The sequence below is a fragment of the Pseudomonas sp. NPDC089734 genome, from assembly GCF_044748865.1.
In the GTDB taxonomy this organism is placed as follows: domain Bacteria; phylum Pseudomonadota; class Gammaproteobacteria; order Pseudomonadales; family Pseudomonadaceae; genus Aquipseudomonas.
The window spans coordinates 1-17,294 of the sequence record NZ_JBIVGV010000025.1 but is presented as its reverse complement, the minus strand read 5'-3'; the positions used below and the strand labels follow the sequence as shown (position 1 = coordinate 17,294).

Below are 17,294 nucleotides of genomic sequence, written 5' to 3'. Positions count from 1 at the left end.
GGCCGGAGTGCTCCAGGGTCTTTACGAAATGTTTTCGAGCGAAGGTGAGGCAAGGCGAAAACAGGCGAGGAAGCGGAGTTTACTGGGTGTAAATGAGCATTCCGAGCCTGTTTTCAACGCAGCATCACCGAGCGCAGATACATTTCGTACAGAGCCCAGCCTTACCCTTTTGGAAGCAGCCACATCCTAGTCAGCTTTTCAAATGCCTGACAATCGGCATGTCGTTATCTTTTGTTAAGCGGGGAAGTCTTCGCGAATGAATTCGCTCCTACGTAGGAGCGGATTCATCCGCGAAAAAGCCTTACTCGGCCAGGCTCTTGCTCACGACCTCGAACACATCGGACGACAGTTCGCCGGAACTGCGAATGCGCTCCAGCTCACCTTTCATCAACGCCTGACGGGCGCGGTCGTATTTGCGCCAGCGGGTCAGCGGTGCCAGTTGGCGCGACGCGATCTGCGGGTTGAAGCCGTTGAGTTCGATCACCAGATCTGCCAGGAAGCGATAGCCGGAACCGTCCGCCGCATGGAAGTTGATCAGGTTCTGGCCAGCGAAGGCACCGATCAGGGCGCGAACCTTGTTCGGGTTCTTGATGTTGAACGCCGGATGCTGCATCAGCTCTTTGACCCGTTGCAGGCCACCCGGTTGAGTGCTGCCTGCCTGGACGCTGAACCACTGATCCATGACCAGCGGGTTGTCCTTGAAGTTCTCGGCAAACACGGCCAGGGCCTTGGCGCGCTCTTCGGTGAACGGCGAGTTGACCAGCACGGCCAGCGCGGTCAGGCGTTCGGTCATGTTGTCACTGGTGTCGAACTGATCGATGGTCGCGGCCAGCACTTGCGGCTTGCCGCTGAGCATCAGGTACGACAGGGCGATGTTCTGCAGACTGCGACGGGCGAAATGCTCGGCTTCGGCGATGTATGGCGTGGCTTTCGACAGCTCGCGATTGGCCTGATAACGCGCCCAGAGGCCGTCGAACAGGTTGTCGGCAATCTGCTGGCGCGCAAACTCACGGGCCGCATGGATGGCATCGACATCCGCCACTTCGCTAATCTCGGTGAGGTACGCCTCCCCCGGCAACGAAAGCATTTCCGCGACCATGGCCTGATCCAGTTGCTTATCCGCCAGAACGGTGCCCAGCGCTGTTACCAGGCGTTGATCCATGACCAGCGGCTGACCTTGCTGGTGCTGGCCGATCAACTCCTGCAACACCTGCACCGACAGTTGCTGGCCAGCATCCCAGCGATTGAAACCATCGCTGTCGTGCTGCATCAGGAACATCAGTTGATCGCGATCGTAGGGGAAGCTGAGCTTGACCGGTGCCGAGAAGCCGCGCAGCAGCGATGGCAGCGGTTTTTCAACGATATCGACGAAGGTGAAGGTCTGCTCGGCTTCGGTCACCGACAGCACGCGGGAAGTCGCACCGGCCGCCGCTTCGCCGGACAGACGCAGGGCGATATCCTTGCCTTGCTTGTCCAGCAGCCCCAGTTCGACCGGAATCACGAACGGCTGTTTCTCTTGCTTGTCCGGTGTCTGCGGGCAGCTCTGGCGGAAGGTCAGGCTGTAGGTGCGTGCCGCAGCGTCATAGGACTCGCTGACGGCCAGACGTGGCGTACCGGCCTGGCTGTACCAGCGCTTGAACCGGGTCAGGTCAACGCCATTGGCGTCTTCCATGGCCTTGATGAAGTCGTCACAAGTCACCGCCTGACCATCGTGGCGCTCGAAGTACAGGTCACTGCCCTTGCGGAAGCCTTCGGCACCCAGCAGGGTGTGGATCATGCCGACGACTTCGGCACCCTTTTCATAGACGGTCAGGGTGTAGAAGTTGGAAATCTCGATAAAGCTGTCCGGGCGCACGGCGTGAGCCATGGGGCCTGCATCTTCCGCGAACTGGTGAGTGCGCAGGTAGGCAACGTCCTGGATGCGCTTGACCGTGGCCGAATTCATGTCCGCCGAGAAACCGGAATCGCGGAACACCGTGAAACCTTCCTTGAGCGACAGCTGGAACCAGTCGCGACAGGTCACGCGGTTGCCCGACCAGTTGTGGAAGTATTCGTGAGCCACAATGGCTTCGACGCGCTGGTGAGCGGCATCGGTTGCGGTTTCGGCACGGGCCAGCACGGCGCTGGAGTTGAAGATATTGAGGCCCTTGTTCTCCATGGCGCCCATGTTGAAGTCGTTGACCGCCACGATCATGAAGATATCCAGGTCGTATTCGCGACCGTAGGTTTCCTCGTCCCAGCGCATGGACTTCTTCAGGCTGTCCATGGCGTGCTGGCACTTGTCGATGTTTTCCGGCTCGACGTAGATGCGCAGGGTGACGACCCGCTCGCTCATGGTGGTGAAGGTATCCTCGACACACCACAGATCACCGGCCACCAGCGCGAACAGGTAGGCGGGCTTCATGAACGGATCTTCCCAGGTCGCCCAGTGACGACCGTCATCTTCCTGGCCGCTGGCAATCGGGTTGCCGTTGGACAGCAGAACCGGGAAGTCATGCTTGTCGGCGCTCAGGGTCGTGGTGAACTTGCTCATCACGTCCGGGCGGTCGAGGTAGTAGGTGATCTTGCGGAAGCCTTCGGCTTCGCACTGGGTGCAGAACATGCCGCTGGACTTGTACAGGCCTTCCAGCGCGGTATTGGTTTCAGGATGGATGCGCACGGTACTGTCGACCGTGAAACGCTCGGCCTTGGGGTGCAGCGTCAGATGGTCGGGCGTCAGTTGATAATCGGCAGCCGTCAGCTCGACATCGTCCAGTTGCAGCGACACAAGCTCCAGAAGCTGGCCATCCAGCACCAGCGGCGGCAGGCCTGCGCCCCGCTCCGGGTTACGACGCATGACCAGTTGTGCATGAACCAGAGAGTGGTCGTCGAACAGCTCAAAGGTCAGGTGCGTTTCGTCAATGAAGTACTCGGGCGCCTGATAGTCCTTCAGGTAAATCATTTTCGGTTGCTCGGTACGCATGCTGGAGTCCTTATTACTGATGCACGGCCAGTTGATAGGCCGTGTACTTGCGAATATTGATCACGCCGGTGTCGAAAATCAGGTATTGGCCCTTGATCCCCAGCAGCGTGCCCTCGGCAATCGGGTTCTTGTCCAGATTGAAACTGACGATCTTGGTCGGATATGCCTCGACCGGATAACGAAACTCCACAGGTTCGGCATCGTGCAGCAACTGAATGGCCTGCAAGCCGAATCTATCCTGCAACTCCTGTAATCCGGCAGCACAACTGTCGAACAGTTCCTGACGGATGGCCTTGAGGTCGACCGGCTGGGCATCGCCCTTGAGCAAGGCGCGCCAGTTGGTCCGGTCCGCCACCTGACTGCGCAGCAGGTCTTCGACGAAACCGGACTGCTGCCGGGTCGCCACGCGCAGGATCGGCAGAGCCTGGCTCGCCCCCTGATCCAGCCAGCGGGTCGGCAATTGCGTCGCACGGGTGATCCCGACCTTCACGCCCGATGAATTGGCGAGATAGACGATATGGTCGGTCATGCAGAATTGCTCGCCCCAGGACGGGTCCCGGCAGGTTCCCTGATCGTGATGGCACTTTTCCGGGCTCATGATGCACACGTCGCACTGAGCCAGCTTGAGCATGCAAGGGTAACAATAGCCCTGGCTGTAGCTGGACTTGGTCTTGCGACCGCAATGGCTGCAATGGATCGCGCCCAGATATTCCAGGCGCACCGTCTTGCCGATCAGTGGGTTGACCGGGATTTCGGCATCGCCCAGGCGAAAGCCGTATTGCACGAACGACGCCGCATCCTGGCGCGCCGACATCTTGTTGACTGCTCCGCGACCAATCTCTATCAATGGATGGCATCCGACTTGAACAGGATGTTCGGCACCGGCTCGGACTTGGACGCACATTCCTGCGGGCCCATGTAGCCAATACGCTGGTCTTCCGGCAGGTTCTGCGCTTCCCAGGCGATCAGCGCCTGCAAGGACAGCTCGCGCTGCTCCTGAGTCAGCTTGCGGCCATCGGACCATTTACCGATTTCCACGGCCAGTTTCAGGCTCTCGTAGATATCGGGGGTGATGTTGTCGATCATTTCTGCAAAAGAGGACATAAGGTGCTCCAGAAAATAGTGGGCAATTTCAGGTTCTGCGGCGGGCAATGGCTCCGCCCAAAAGCCCCGTGATACAACCGATGATCAAACCGCCGACATGGGCGCCGTTGGCAATCTCTCCAAAACCGAGCAGGCTCACCAGCCCGGACAGGCACAACACCAGCCAGACCAGCATCATGATCAGCACACCACGGGGCATGCGATAGACAGGATTCGGGGCCAGAAGCTGGAAAATCCAGCAGTGGCCAAGCAATCCATAAAGCACGCCCGACAATCCGCCAAACAGGCTCGGGCCGCCGAAAAGATATTGAACGATGTTGGAAACCGCAGCGAACAGCAGCGTCAGCCCCAGCAGGTGCCAACGGCCCTGACGCAGCTCGATGCGCCGCCCCAGTTCCCAGTACCACAGGCCATTCATGGACAGATGCAGGATGCCAAAATGGATCAGCATAGGGGAAAAGAGACGCCACCACTGCCCTGCCGCCAGGCTGTCGGCCAGGGGCACGAACATCGCGTACTCACCCTGGACCCGAAAATCCAGAAAGGTCAGCCAGCGCAAAGTGTCGAGGTTCTCTCCCAGCAAGGTGAACCAGGCAACGATCAGGGTCGCCAGCAGCACCAGTGCAGTCAGCGGGCTGCCGAGCACCTGTTGAATGAAGCCTGGACGCTTCACCGGGGTCAGCGCAGTACCCGGTGGCAACTGATAGGCGTCGTCCCCCTCGGGAAAACGCTCATACAGCGCGCGTACATCCTCGGCCAGTTGCCCGACATTCGGGACCCAGAGCACTTGTTCGCCGGCCTCTTCACTGACGCGATGAGGCACACCCAGGCGTGTAAGAAAACCGATGAACCCTGTCAGATCAGTGCTCAATGGCACGCGCAGCGCGGCAGCAGGCGTCATGCTGAAACCTCCGGTCGCTGAACATCGACCCAGACAAATTTATTCGGGTCGATCTGCGTTTCCTGATCCAGTCGATAGGCCACCAGCTTGCCGTACAACACGGCGCTGTAATCCAGGCAGGCCAGGTTCGGCCGGATCGGGGCCGGTATGCCGCTGCGCCAGTAATGACCGACGAACAGCAGTGGTTCGTTAATGCCGTAGCGCAACAGGGCGTTCTTTTCCGAAGTGGACAGCGGCGTCTTGGCTACGCCTTCGGGCAAGGCGTCGGGCTGGAACACCACGTCGCCGTAAGTCTGCGGGTCGTCTTCCCAGAACTTGGTACGAAAGAAGGCACGGGACAGGCCGTCGCCGCCGGTGAGCGTCAGACCGTGGGGCAGGCGCATGTCCGTGCCACGCAGCAGACGATTGAACACGCCACTGGCAAAGCTGCCCGGCACGGCCGAAGCCTGGACGAAATGTTTGTCGATACAGCCATTGCCATGCAAGCCGCGCAGCGGCTCGATCAGGCTCGGGTCCCAACAGGCGTGCACCACCCGAAAGCGACCGGCATCGATATACAGCGGCAGCTCATAGAACCATTGGACAAACTCGTTCCATTCCGCCGGATATTGCTCGAACTGCGCCAGTGTCTCGCCGATCAGGCGTGCATGACGCGGCGTGTGCTCGCGCACGAAACGCTGCCCGCCCTCGGACAAGGCGGGTGTCACCCAGCCCAGCGCATTGAATTCATGGTTGCCCATGATGCAGTAGGCCTGCCCGGCCTGGACCATATCGCGGACGATATGCAGCGCCTCGCGAATCCGCGGGCCACGGTCGATGATATCGCCCAGGAAAATCACCTGACGCTCGGGATGGCGCCAGACACCTGCCTGATAACGGTAACCGAGAAGCTCCAGCAAGTGCTCAAGGGTATGAGCACACCCGTGCACGTCACCGATCAGATCGTAGCCACGCGCAGGATCGAGCATCAGTCGCCTCCGGCACCGAGCCTGCTGCCCCAGCCAAGCTTGGTGCGACAGACTTCGTAATAGTTGTGATCCAGAGGGTGAATCAAGCGCAGCTTCTGCGACTTCTTGCTGACGGTAATGGTGTCGCCCGGTGCGCAGGTGAAGTGGTTCTGCCCGTCACAGGACACCTGGGGATAGATCGTCATGTCCTTGGAGACGACGATTTTCAGCTCGCTGTTGCCGTCCACCACGATGGGGCGACCGGACAGGGTATGCGGGTACATCGGAACAATCACGATGGCATCGAGCTTGGGGTGCATGATCGGCCCGCCTGCCGACAGCGCATAGGCGGTCGAGCCGGTGGGCGTGGCGACGATCAGGCCGTCGGCCTTCTGGCTGCAGACGAACTGGCCATCGATATAGATCTCGAATTCGATCATCCGTGTGGACTTGCCAGGGTGCAGCACCACATCGTTGAGTGCATCGCCCTGACCAATGGCCTCGCCATGACGACGGACCTCGGCCTGGAGCAGAAAACGGTTTTCCACCAGATAGTGGCCTTCCAGAACTTCAGCGACCTTCACTTCCAGTTCGTCAGGACGGATATCGGTCAGAAAACCCAGGCTGCCGCGGTTGATGCCCAGCACCGGCACATTGTGCCTGGCCAGTGCCCGCGCCGCGCCCAGCAGGCTGCCGTCGCCACCGACCACGATGACCATGTCGCACACCTCACCGAGCATCTTGCGGGACGAGGTCTGCAGACCGTGACCGGGCAGCACTTCAGCGATGGTATCTTCCAGAATGACGTGCAGATGCCGGTCCAACAGGAATCTCTTGAGTCGGCGGACGGTATCGAGCACCTGAACACTGCCCAGACGACCGATGATGCCGATATTGCGAAATTGCTCCATGGGGCTCCTGCTGCGGGTTCGATACGGCTTTAAAGAACCGGATTATGGGCGAAAGCGCCGGGTAGCGGCAATGTATGCCGCCTTCATGAATGAATTCGCTCCTGCCGGGGGACAATCTGTAGGAGCGGATTTATCCGCGATGGGCCGGAACATCCGGCACATATCTGTCAGTCTTCGCGAATGAATTCGCTCCTACCGGGAGGCAATCTGTAGGAGCGGATTTATCCGCGATGGGCCGGAACATCCGGCACATATCTATCAGTCTTCGCGAATGAATTCGCTCCTGCCGGGAGGCAATCTGTAGGAGCGGATTTATCCGCGATGGGCCGGAACATCCGGCACATATCTGTCAGTCTTCACGAATGAATTCGCTCCTGCGGAGAGAGGAAGGCTATCCTCGGTACATGACTCTATTTCCCGACCTGATCGACCTCCCCCGCCAGTTGCGCCATCCCGAGGTCCGCGACCTGGCCTGGGTCATGCTCGCCCCGCCCATGCTCGACCGGACGCCCTGGCCGCAACGCCACCCGCTGACCGGCAGCGACTGGGTTCAGGCCCCGCGCCAACTGGAGGACTTCCTGCGCCAGCTGGATCGTGACGGCAGCCCACTGGAACACTGGCTGTCACTCAGCGCGACGCGCAGGCTGGGCCTTTACTACGAACGCCTCTGGCAGTTCGCGGTGCATCATGCGCCGGGGGTCGAGATCATTGCCGCCAACCTGCCGATCCGCCAGGAAGGCCATACGCTGGGCGAGCTGGACATGCTGCTGCGTGATCGCGATGGCGTGCATCATGTGGAACTGGCCATCAAGCTTTATCTGGGGCCGCAGGATGGCGACGGCCGCGATACCAGCCAATGGCTGGGGCCGGGTTGCCATGACCGGCTGGATCGCAAGCTGGCCCACCTGAGTCAGCACCAGTTGCCGATGTCCGCTCGCCCGGAGAGCCGGGCCATGCTGTCAGGGCTGGGTATCGAGTCCTTCACCGCCGAGCTGTGGCTGGGAGGCTATCTGCTGTATCCCTGGCCAGGTCAGGCCCGATCACCCACAGGGGTTCACAGTCAGCACCTCAAAGGACGCTGGCTGCATCAACGTGACTGGGAAGCGTTCATTGCACAAAGCCCGGCCGGTCGCTGGCAGCCCTTGCCACGCCATTCCTGGCTGGCACCTGCGCATTACGCGCAAGCCTGGAGCCACGAACAATTGCAGGACTGGCTGAACCAGCTCGATCCGCTGGCACCGGCACAATTGCTGGTGCGTCTGAATCAGAACGCCCAGGGCGAATGGGAGGAAAGCGAACGCCTGTTTCTGGTATCGGACATGTGGCCCCATCTGGCCGACACCAGTAACACGCAGGACGCTGTCATCCTTTCGCCCCCGCCGGCCTGATCAGCGGGTCTTGGGCAGAAAGATCGTCAGGATGCCCAGCAAGGGCAGGAACGAGCACAGGTTGTAAACGAACAGGATGCCGTGGCTGTCGGCCAGATAACCGAGCAATGCCGCGCCGATCCCGCCGAAACCGAACATCAGGCCGAAGAATATCCCGGCGATCATGCCCACGTTGCCCGGTACCAGCTCCTGGGCATACACCACGATGGCGGAAAACGCCGAGGCCAGAATGAAGCCGATGATGACGCTCAGCACACTGGTCCAGAACAGGTCGGCGTAAGGCAGCGCCAGGGTGAAAGGTGCGGCGCCCAGAATCGAAAACCAGATCACTTTCTTGCGGCCGATCCTGTCGCCAATCGGCCCACCGAAGAAGGTCCCAGCCGCCACGGCCCCCAGAAACAGGAACAGATGCAATTGCGAACTGGCCACCGACAGGTCGAACTTCTCGATCAGATAGAACGTGAAGTAGCTGGTGAGGCTGGTCATGTAGAAGAACTTGGAAAACACCAGAAACGCCAGGATACCCAGCGAAACGATCACTCGCTGCCTCGACAGGCCATGGGTCGCCGCCTGGCCGGCCTTGAGCCTGAACAGGTTCAGGTGGACGCGGTACCAGCGGCTGATGGCGTACAGCAAACCAAGGGAAAACAGCGCAAACAAACCGATCCAGGCCACATTGCCCTGACCGAACGGAATGATGATCGCGGCCGCCAGCAACGGGCCGAACGCCGAACCGGTATTGCCGCCAACCTGGAATGTCGATTGCGCCAGGCCAAAACGCCCGCCGGAAGCCAGCCGGGCAATACGCGAAGCCTCGGGGTGAAAGGTCGAGGAGCCGATGCCGATCAGCGCCGAGGCCAGCAGAATCAGAGGAAAGCTGCCCACCATCGACAACATCACAATACCGATCAGCGTACAGATCGAACCCAGTGGCAGAACCAGCGGGTTGGGGTGTCGATCGGTGTAATAACCGACCCAGGGTTGCAGCAGGGAAGCCGTGATCTGGAAGGTCAGGGTAATCAGCCCGATCTGGGTAAAACTCAGGTCGTAACTGGCCTTGAGCATTGGATAGATCGACGGCAGTACGGCCTGAATCAGGTCGTTGATCAAATGCGCCAGGGCAACTGCACCAATAATGCGCATCACCAATGGGCTGGTCTGAGGAGTCGTCGAAGCCGTGGAAGAGCCCGGCTGGGCGCTGATCGCCATGCATTTCATCCGTAAAAAATGGTTTTGGAGTGCCCTCAGTCTGATATTACAAAATGTGTCATAACAGACGAGGGCCGCCAATGTGCCATTTTTCAGTGCATCCGTGGCATTTTTTGTTGTAAATACGGGACACGCCAGTAGGAGCGAATTCATTCGCGAGGCGTCATTGAAGGCGATAGATGCTCTTCAGCTTCACGGGGCTTTTCGCGAATGAATTCGCTCCTACAGAAGGGCTTTTAAATCATGATGTTGCGTTTTTTGTGGGCAGCGCTCCGCTCATTCGCGAACCAGCCCTGACAACTCCCTGCCCTTCCCTGTTACTGCCACATCATGCAGTGAAATCCTCGACGTTTCCGGCAGCGCCAGCCCGCCCATCAAAGCCAGCGCCGACACGACAATCAGGTAAAACGCAGGCGACAGGTTGCTGCCGGTGGTGCTGATCAACCACGTCGCCACCAGCGGCGCGGTGCCACCAAACAGGGTGTAAGCCATGTTGTAAGTGATGGCCGAAGCCGTGTAACGGGTACGGGTCGGGAAAGTCTCCGACAGCAGCGCCGCCGTGACCACGCCGCACAATACCGCTCCGACAGCCAGCAACATCACACCCAGAATCGACGCCGCAAACGACCCCGAACTGGCCATCAGGAACGACGGAAACACCACCAGCATCAGCAGTATGCAAGCCGTGACCACCGTGGCGCGTCGCCCGACCCGATCGGAATAAGCACCGGCCAGCGGACAGATCGCGGCGGCAAACAGCAAGGCGATCAACGACACCAGCAACGCCGTGGCCCGACTCAAGCCACCCGCCACTTGCAGGTAAGTGGCGAAATAGGTGGTGAACATATAGAACGACAAGGCCGTCAGGGAAATGAATGCCCCCAGGCAGCAAATGGCGGCGCCATGATTACGCAGGGTTTCCTTGAGGGGCGAGTGAGCCACTGCATGCTCCTGCTCCACAGCCTGAAAAGCCGGGGTTTCGTCCAGTCTCCAGCGCAGGTAAAGCCCCACCAGCCCCAACGGTGCCGCGATCAGAAAAGGCAGACGCCAGCCCCAACTGCTCATGGTGTCCGCCGACAGTAACGCTTCCAGCGCATACGCCACCACGGCGGCGGCAGCAAAGGCCGAAAAGGTCGACACCGGCAGGAAGCTGCCATACCAGGCGCGTTTGTTGTGCGGAGCATGCTCCATCAGGTAGGCACAGGCACCGGCATATTCACCGCCTGCCGAGAAGCCTTGAGCACAGCGGATGATGGTCAGCAGAATCGGAGCCGTCACGCCGATGGCCGCATAGGTGGGCAACAGACCAATCAGGGTCGTGGCCCCCGCCATCAACAGAATGGTGATGGCCAGCGTGCGCTTGCGACCGATCCTGTCTCCCAGCATGCCAAAGAAAATCCCGCCCAGCGGCCGGAAGGCAAAAGCCACGGCAAACACCGCAAACGTCTTCAGCAGCGCGGCACTGGTGTCGGTGCTGGGGAAGAATTGCAGGGCAATGGTGGTGGCCAGAAATCCATAAACCGCGAAATCGAACCATTCGACAAAATTACCGATGGCGGCAGCCACGATGACTTTTCTCAACGTCGCAGGATCGACGTGTTCTACAGCGGTAGTTGTCATGCTGACCTCGGCCATTTTGATAGGGAATGGACCGATTATCGAGACAGCAATGCTTGCGCCTTGCTCTGAAAGTGTCGCTCACGTATTCAGGGACGACGCCTCCGGTTCAAAGCCCCATCGCCCGCCGCCCCTGCAAGCCGCCGGTATGGACAAAAATCAGCCGAGTGCCCGGGCTAAAGCGTCCGGATGCGACTTCATCATGCAGGGCCAGAAGCGCCTTGCCGGTATACAGAGGCTCCAGAGGAACACCGCTCTGCGCTTCGCTGATGTCGATAAAATTCAGCAAATGCGCATCGGTTCTGGCAAAGGCACCCCGGCTGGCATCAAACAGATGATAGCGGTGGAAATCCCCCACCAGCGCCGCCACATTCTGCGCGACACCATGATCGTCCGGTACGGCCAGAGCGCCATGCACCGGACGGGTTCCCGCCTCTGCCAGCACCAGCCCGGCCAGGGTCGTCCCGGTGCCTGCCGCCAGCCACCAACCGTGATGATCGTCCCACCCCAATGACTGCAACTGGCCCTGAACCAATTCAAGCAGTCGGGCACAACCCAGGGCACCGGGCATTCCACCGCCACCTTCAGGGATCGGATACAACTCGGGATACTGCGCTTGCCATGGCGACCAGAACCCCTCTTCATGCCGGGCGCGATACCCGGCATACCCCAGCCAGTGCAATTGCATGCCGAAGGTTTCAAGGTCGATGACGGTAGGCGTCTGCTGCGCATGCCCCCGCAACAACCCCACCGTGGGAAAGCCGAACCGCTTGCCTGCCGCTGCCAGAGCGTGAAGATGATTGGAGTGCGCGCCCCCCAGGCTGATCAGCCCAGCCGCCCGTTGCTGGACTGCGCAGGCCAGATGGTCGGTGAGCTTGAACCATTTATTGCCACTGATCAGCGGGTCGATCAGATCCAGACGCAGGATCGCAACCTCGATGCCAGCCTGTTGCAGCCAGGGCAGGTTCAGAGGTTCGAGGGGCGCTGAGGGTTGCCAGGCAAGTGCGTCGTCGATCATGGGGCGGCAGTCTAACAGCCGACGATGACTGTAGGAGCGGATTCATCCGCGAAGACGCACTGTCAGACGGCATGACTCTCGCGTACTTCAGCCCCCCCTTCGCGAATGAATTCGCTCCTACCGATGCCGCATATTCAGGAATAGCGCCGTCGCGGTATCTACAATGCCGCAGCCAATCGCGAACCCTGATCAATCGCCCGCTTGGCATCCAGCTCCGCCGCAACATCTGCGCCACCAATCAGGTGAACGCTCTGCCCTGCATCGACCAGCCCGTCATACAGTTCACGCAACGGGTCCTGGCCGGCGCAGATGACGATGTTGTCCACCGGCAGCAGTTTCTCCTCGCCTTCGCCGATGCGGATATGCAGACCGGCATCGTCGATTTTCAGGTACTGCACGCTGTTGAGCATCTGCACCTGCTTGTTTTTCAGGCCTGTGCGGTGAATCCATCCGGTGGTCTTGCCCAGGCCGTCACCGATTTTGGTGTCCTTGCGCTGCAGCAGGAACACCTGCCGCGCCGGGGCATGAACTTCGGGCCTGATACCCGCCACGCCACCACGGGCCTGCAAGGCTGTATCGATGCCCCACTCCTTCCAGAAAGCATCACGATCCTGGCTGGTGGAAACGCCCTGATGGACCAGGAACTCCGACACATCGAACCCGATCCCGCCCGCTCCGATGACTGCCACGCTCTTGCCCACTGGCTTGCGTTGCAGAATCACGTCCAGGTAGCTCAGCACCTTGGGGTTATCGATGCCAGGAATGGCAGGCGTACGCGGGACGATTCCGGTGGCCAGCAGCACTTCGTCGAAACCGCCATCCAGCAAGTCCTGCACAGCCACACGAGTGTCAAGACACACTTCCACACCGGTGCTCTGCAGCTTGTGCTTGAAGTAACGCAAGGTTTCATAGAACTCTTCCTTGCCCGGCACACGCTTGGCCACATTGAATTGCCCGCCAATCTCACTGGCCGAATCGAACAGCGTCACCTGATGCCCGCGCTCTGCCGCCACGGTTGCAGCAGCCAGGCCGGCAGGCCCTGCGCCCACCACGGCGACTTTCTTGATCTGCCGTACAGGCAGGTAATTCAGCTCGGTTTCATGGCAGGCACGCGGGTTGACCAGGCAACTGGTCAGCTTGCCGCCAAAAGTATGGTCCAGACAGGCCTGGTTGCAGCCGATGCAGGTATTGATCTCGTCGGCACGCCCCGCAGCCGCCTTGTTGACGAACTCCGGATCGGCCAGAAATGGCCGGGCCATGGACACCATGTCGGCATCGCCTTCGGCCAGAATCTGCTCCGCGATCTCGGGGGTATTGATGCGGTTGGTGGTGATCAGCGGGATTTTCACTGCGCCCCGCAGTTTGGCAGTCACCTTGCTGAAAGCGCCACGTGGCACCTTGGTGGCGATGGTGGGAATCCGCGCTTCATGCCAGCCGATACCGGTATTGATGATCGTCGCACCGGCCTGCTCGATGGCCTTGGCCAGGGTGACAATTTCTTCCCAGGTGCTGCCGCCTTCAACCAGGTCCAGCATCGACAGGCGGAAGATGATGATGAACTCCGCCCCCACGGCTTCGCGCACCCGGCGCACGATCTCGACCGGCAGGCGCATGCGGTTTTCGTAGCTGCCGCCCCAGCGGTCAGTGCGATGGTTGGTCTGCGCGGCCAGGAACTGGTTGATGAAGTAACCTTCGGAGCCCATGATTTCCACGCCGTCATACCCGGCACCTTGAGCCAGGGTCGAACAGGTCACGAAATCCCGGATCTGCTTTTCAATGCCCTCTTCGTCCAGTTCCTTTGGCGTGAACGGGTTGATCGGTGCCTGAAGAGCGCTGGGCGCGACCTGCTCGGGGCTGTAGGCGTAACGTCCGGCGTGCAGGATCTGCAGGCAGATCTTGCCACCCGCCTCATGAACGGCCTGCGTCACGGTGCGATGCTGATGCGCTTCTTCGTCCGTGGTCAGTTTCGCTGCGCCTTTATAGACCCCACCTTCCTTGTTGGGCGCGATCCCGCCGGTCACCATCAGCCCGACGCCTCCTCGCGCGCGCTCGGCAAAATACGCGGCCATCCGCTCGAAACCTCCGGGACGCTCCTCAAGACCGGTGTGCATCGAGCCCATCAGGGTACGATTGCGCAAAGTCGTGAACCCCAGGTCCAGCGGGGCCAGCAGATGCGGATAGCGAGTGGCAGTCATCGGAACACTCCATCGGTTTCATCACGGGAAACGAGAGCCTCTGCGTGCCCTCTTGTTTTATTGCGGGCTATTTCTGCGCCGTTCATGACCTCAACAGTAAAGAGCGAAACCGCCTCGCTCAATGACCGAAAGTGACAAGTTATTGATCCAAACGTGCAGGCAGGATAGTGTCCTGTCTTGCCCCCTGTTCAATAGTCTTTTATGCGTAAACTCTTCGGCATCTGCCTCGTCCTGACGAGCGTAGCGCTCCTTGTCAGTTATGGCCTCTGGACCGAACAGCGTCCGGCAGGGCATTACCTGTCCGATCTGCGCATTCGCCTGGCCATCAACGCAGGCCAGCCCGGCGAACGCGGTAACCTGCTGGGGGTGGAACCCGAGCTGTTCCCTACCGATTACCAGAGCCTTGAACAGCTGCATCGCAAGCTGGCGGCTTACCTGCAACAGGCCCGTGAACAGGGCCTGATCAACCCCAGGACAATCGTTGTGCTGCCCGAACATGTGGGCACCTGGCTGTTTGTGCGCGGTGAAAAGAATCAGCTTTATCAGGCCAGTGCCAGGGATGAGGCCATGAGCTGGCTGCCCTGGAGCAACCCGCTGGCGTTCATCGCCGCCATCGTTCAGGCAACAGGTGAGAACCGCCTGGAAGATGCTTATCTGCGCATGAAAGCACACAGCATGGCGCAGGATTATCAAAACTTGTTCGGCGGTCTTGCCAAGGAATTCGGGGTCACGCTGGTGGCCGGCAGCATCGTGCTGCCAGAACCGTATGTCGAAGAAGGCCAGCTACGGACAGGCCATGGCACCTTGTATAACAGCAGCCTCACCTTTGGCAGTGACGGTCAGCCAATGGGTCAGCCCCAACGCCAGCGTTATCCGGGCGCCTACCAGCATGATTACGTTCAAACCGCCCGCAATACGCCCTTGAACGTCATCGACACACCTGCGGGCCGCCTGGGTGTCCTGATCGGCAGCGACAGCCTGTATCCGGCCAATTATGCAGAGCTGAACACCCGCGGCGTCGAGCTGATTGCCGTGCCCGCCTTCGTGGCCGGCAAGAGCAGTTGGGTCAGCCCCTGGCGTGGGTTATGGGACAAAAGTGCTGCCACGGATATCGATCTCAGGGCCGGAAGCCTCAGCGAGGGCGAAGCCTGGCATGCTCTGACCCTGACCGCTCGTCCTCCCCACAGTACGGCACGGGCAGGTGTCAGCGTGTTTCTGCGTGGACAATTCTGGGATCAGGGCAGCTCAGGCCACAGTTTTGCCAGCTACAACGGCCAGACCCTGGGTGAACAGCCGTTCGAGAACCGCACCCTGAGCGGTGCTCGTTTGATCAATCTCTGGCTATAGAACATGCCCAACCTGACGATGCGCCTGGGTGATCTCTCGGTCGGTTTTGTCCAGAGCCTGGCCGAAGCCGTTCGCAGTTTCGATCAGGATCCTGCTCCCCTGCTGGAGCAATACGGTCTGGATACTGCGCGCCTGAGTGAAGCCGGCGCACGCTTGTCGATCCCTCGCTACATGCGTCTGGGGCATGCGGCCATTCAGCTTACCGGGCAACCGGGGCTGGGCCTGCGCATGGGCCAGGTCAGCCGTATCAGCCAGGCCGGCCTCGCAGGCGTCACGGCAGCGCAAGCCCCGACAGTGCGCGAGGCCGCACGCGCCCTGATCCGGTTCGAAGCCCTGTATGGCGCCAACTATCGCGGGCAATCCAGTTTTCATGAAGACGCTGACGGTGCCTGGCTGCGCTTCTACTCCATCAGCCCTTACAACGCTTACAACCGCTTCGTGGTGGATTCGATCCTGTGTGGCTGGATCACGCAACTGTCTGCACTGGCAGACAAGCCCTTGCGCGCCCAGCGGGTCGAGATCGAATTCGAGGCACCGGCCTATGCTGCCCACTACAGCGCCTTGAGCGACCAACCGATTGTCTTTGGTGCCACCACCAACCAAGTGCGCCTGGATCAGGCAACGCTGGCACTGCGCAACCCGGCACACTGTCCGAGCACCTGGCGGCATCTGCTGCAATTGTGTGAAAAGGAACTGGAGCAGTTGACTCGCACGCGCAGTCTGCGCGAACGCATCATTCAGTTGCTGGGACCGCTGTTGAACGGAGGGAGAGAACCGGATCTGGAGGAAGTCGCCGCACGCCTCAAGCTTCCGACCTGGACGCTGCGTCGCAAGCTGGCCGATGAAGGCACCCGCTTTCGCACCATTCTCAATGACACACGTCGCGATCTGGCGATGACTTACATTCGCGACACCGAACTGGCGTTCGGAGAAATCGCTTACTTACTGGGTTTTGCCTCGGCCGAAGCCTTTCAACGCGCCTTCAAACGCTGGAGCGGACAGACGCCGGGAGAGTTCCGCCGCAGCCAGCGTCAAAGCGCCTGATGCCCTTCACAGCTCGGTAGCGTCGTCGGCGGGTTCCAGCGGGTCCAGTTCAAACGCGCGGGATTCGAGCAGTTCTTCTTGGTATTCGTCCATGTTTCAGTCCTTTTGAGTGATTGTCTGAGTGGAAAGATTGAAATAACTGACCACACGGTCAAGAGTAAAGTGCCGACATGAAATAAAAAAGTCTGCATTGATAAAAAATACGAGTTTCATGGCCAAGGATTTAAGCCCCTGAAGGGAAGCATTTGGCACATCGCCACAGGAAACCTTGACTTGGCAGCATGTCCCGCCATAACCTCCAGCCCATGAACCCAATCAAGCAATACTTCGGCCAGATTATTATTACCGTCATTCCAGTCATGGCGGGTTAGCCGACGTTTGCAAAAAACCCGCCCTGGAGGCGGGTTTCTTCTGTCTCCCGGGCCACTTACGAACCAGGAGTCAGACATGATCGCCATCCCACGCCCTATCGTTCTTCTCGTTGTGTCTTGCCTGATCGTCATGTCTCTGAGCATGGTGACGACGCAATGACCGACCTGCTCAATCATTACGCCCGGAAAATCCTCACCTCCCGCGTCTATGACGTCGCCGTCGAAACCCCGCTCCAGGGCGCTCGTCAGCTGTCCGAACGGCTGTCCAACCAGGTGCTGC

At 59.9% G+C, this 17,294-nt stretch carries 14 protein-coding genes; 4 read left to right on the top strand and 10 right to left on the bottom strand.

Annotated features, from left to right (window positions below; all coding sequences use genetic code 11):
* Window positions 1-301 precede the first annotated feature (301 nt).
* From pepN to ACIPY9_RS22925, 6 genes are read right to left on the bottom strand one after another with little or no spacing between them, the layout of a single operon-like run.
* Window positions 302-2,962, bottom strand: coding sequence for an aminopeptidase N (gene pepN, locus ACIPY9_RS22950; protein ID WP_400707000.1), 2,661 nt, complete (start codon window positions 2,960-2,962; stop codon window positions 302-304).
* Window positions 2,963-2,975: 13 nt separating this feature from the next.
* Window positions 2,976-3,809 (bottom strand): DUF2797 domain-containing protein, encoded by an 834-nt coding sequence (locus ACIPY9_RS22945; RefSeq protein WP_400706997.1) that lies wholly within the window; start codon window positions 3,807-3,809, stop codon window positions 2,976-2,978.
* On the bottom strand, window positions 3,806-4,066 hold the full coding sequence (locus ACIPY9_RS22940; RefSeq protein ID WP_400706994.1) for a YeaC family protein: 261 nt from the start codon (window positions 4,064-4,066) through the stop codon (window positions 3,806-3,808). The genes ACIPY9_RS22945 and ACIPY9_RS22940 overlap by 4 nt, the downstream gene beginning before the upstream one ends.
* A 28-nt stretch (window positions 4,067-4,094) precedes the next feature.
* Window positions 4,095-4,967: a rhomboid family intramembrane serine protease gene (locus ACIPY9_RS22935; protein ID WP_400706991.1), complete on the bottom strand. Its 873-nt coding sequence runs from the start codon at window positions 4,965-4,967 to the stop codon at window positions 4,095-4,097.
* Window positions 4,964-5,935 (bottom strand): metallophosphoesterase, encoded by a 972-nt coding sequence (locus ACIPY9_RS22930; RefSeq protein ID WP_400706988.1) that lies wholly within the window; start codon window positions 5,933-5,935, stop codon window positions 4,964-4,966. The genes ACIPY9_RS22935 and ACIPY9_RS22930 overlap by 4 nt, the downstream gene beginning before the upstream one ends.
* Window positions 5,935-6,825 (bottom strand): NAD(+) kinase, encoded by an 891-nt coding sequence (locus ACIPY9_RS22925; protein WP_400706985.1) that lies wholly within the window; start codon window positions 6,823-6,825, stop codon window positions 5,935-5,937. Before ACIPY9_RS22925 ends, ACIPY9_RS22930 begins: the two co-directional genes overlap by 1 nt.
* 404 nt (window positions 6,826-7,229) lie before the next feature.
* On the opposite strand from ACIPY9_RS22925, the gene ACIPY9_RS22920 reads away from it, so the two are divergent.
* Entirely contained in the window at window positions 7,230-8,213 is a 984-nt protein-coding gene (locus ACIPY9_RS22920; RefSeq protein WP_400706982.1) for a DUF1853 family protein, read from the top strand.
* On the opposite strand, the gene ACIPY9_RS22915 is transcribed toward ACIPY9_RS22920, so the two are convergent.
* From ACIPY9_RS22915 to ACIPY9_RS22900, 4 genes are all read right to left on the bottom strand, one after another.
* Complete coding sequence (locus ACIPY9_RS22915) at window positions 8,214-9,422, bottom strand: MFS transporter (RefSeq protein ID WP_400706979.1); 1,209 nt, start codon at window positions 9,420-9,422, stop codon at window positions 8,214-8,216.
* A 276-nt stretch (window positions 9,423-9,698) separates the two neighbouring features.
* Complete coding sequence (locus ACIPY9_RS22910) at window positions 9,699-11,042, bottom strand: MFS transporter (protein WP_400706976.1); 1,344 nt, start codon at window positions 11,040-11,042, stop codon at window positions 9,699-9,701.
* A gap of 106 nt (window positions 11,043-11,148) precedes the next feature.
* Window positions 11,149-12,057 (bottom strand): 1-aminocyclopropane-1-carboxylate deaminase/D-cysteine desulfhydrase, encoded by a 909-nt coding sequence (locus tag ACIPY9_RS22905; RefSeq protein ID WP_400706973.1) that lies wholly within the window; start codon window positions 12,055-12,057, stop codon window positions 11,149-11,151.
* A gap of 158 nt (window positions 12,058-12,215) precedes the next feature.
* Window positions 12,216-14,252: an FAD-dependent oxidoreductase gene (locus ACIPY9_RS22900; RefSeq protein WP_400706970.1), complete on the bottom strand. Its 2,037-nt coding sequence runs from the start codon at window positions 14,250-14,252 to the stop codon at window positions 12,216-12,218.
* Between the two features lie 201 nt (window positions 14,253-14,453).
* On the opposite strand from ACIPY9_RS22900, the gene ACIPY9_RS22895 reads away from it, so the two are divergent.
* The 3 genes from ACIPY9_RS22895 to ACIPY9_RS22885 all read left to right on the top strand — a co-directional run.
* Entirely contained in the window at window positions 14,454-15,599 is a 1,146-nt protein-coding gene (locus ACIPY9_RS22895; RefSeq protein WP_400706967.1) for a nitrilase-related carbon-nitrogen hydrolase, read from the top strand.
* A gap of 3 nt (window positions 15,600-15,602) precedes the next feature.
* A complete protein-coding gene (locus ACIPY9_RS22890; RefSeq protein WP_400706964.1) occupies window positions 15,603-16,643 on the top strand; it encodes an AraC family transcriptional regulator in 1,041 nt (346 codons plus the stop codon).
* 527 nt (window positions 16,644-17,170) lie between these two features.
* A partial coding sequence (locus ACIPY9_RS22885; protein WP_400707101.1) for a hypothetical protein occupies window positions 17,171-17,294 on the top strand: 124 nt, incomplete at its 3' end.

Coding starts and splice junctions, on each gene's coding strand:
- pepN (WP_400707000.1), bottom strand. CDS start 2,962: ATGCGTACCGAGCAACCGAAAATGATTTACCTGAAGGACTATCAGGCG.
- ACIPY9_RS22940 (WP_400706994.1), bottom strand. CDS start 4,066: ATGTCCTCTTTTGCAGAAATGATCGACAACATCACCCCCGATATCTAC.
- ACIPY9_RS22935 (WP_400706991.1), bottom strand. CDS start 4,967: ATGACGCCTGCTGCCGCGCTGCGCGTGCCATTGAGCACTGATCTGACA.
- ACIPY9_RS22930 (WP_400706988.1), bottom strand. CDS start 5,935: ATGCTCGATCCTGCGCGTGGCTACGATCTGATCGGTGACGTGCACGGG.
- ACIPY9_RS22925 (WP_400706985.1), bottom strand. CDS start 6,825: ATGGAGCAATTTCGCAATATCGGCATCATCGGTCGTCTGGGCAGTGTT.
- ACIPY9_RS22920 (WP_400706982.1), top strand. CDS start 7,230: ATGACTCTATTTCCCGACCTGATCGACCTCCCCCGCCAGTTGCGCCAT.
- ACIPY9_RS22915 (WP_400706979.1), bottom strand. CDS start 9,422: ATGGCGATCAGCGCCCAGCCGGGCTCTTCCACGGCTTCGACGACTCCT.
- ACIPY9_RS22910 (WP_400706976.1), bottom strand. CDS start 11,042: ATGACAACTACCGCTGTAGAACACGTCGATCCTGCGACGTTGAGAAAA.
- ACIPY9_RS22905 (WP_400706973.1), bottom strand. CDS start 12,057: ATGATCGACGACGCACTTGCCTGGCAACCCTCAGCGCCCCTCGAACCT.
- ACIPY9_RS22900 (WP_400706970.1), bottom strand. CDS start 14,252: ATGACTGCCACTCGCTATCCGCATCTGCTGGCCCCGCTGGACCTGGGG.
- ACIPY9_RS22895 (WP_400706967.1), top strand. CDS start 14,454: ATGCGTAAACTCTTCGGCATCTGCCTCGTCCTGACGAGCGTAGCGCTC.
- ACIPY9_RS22890 (WP_400706964.1), top strand. CDS start 15,603: ATGCCCAACCTGACGATGCGCCTGGGTGATCTCTCGGTCGGTTTTGTC.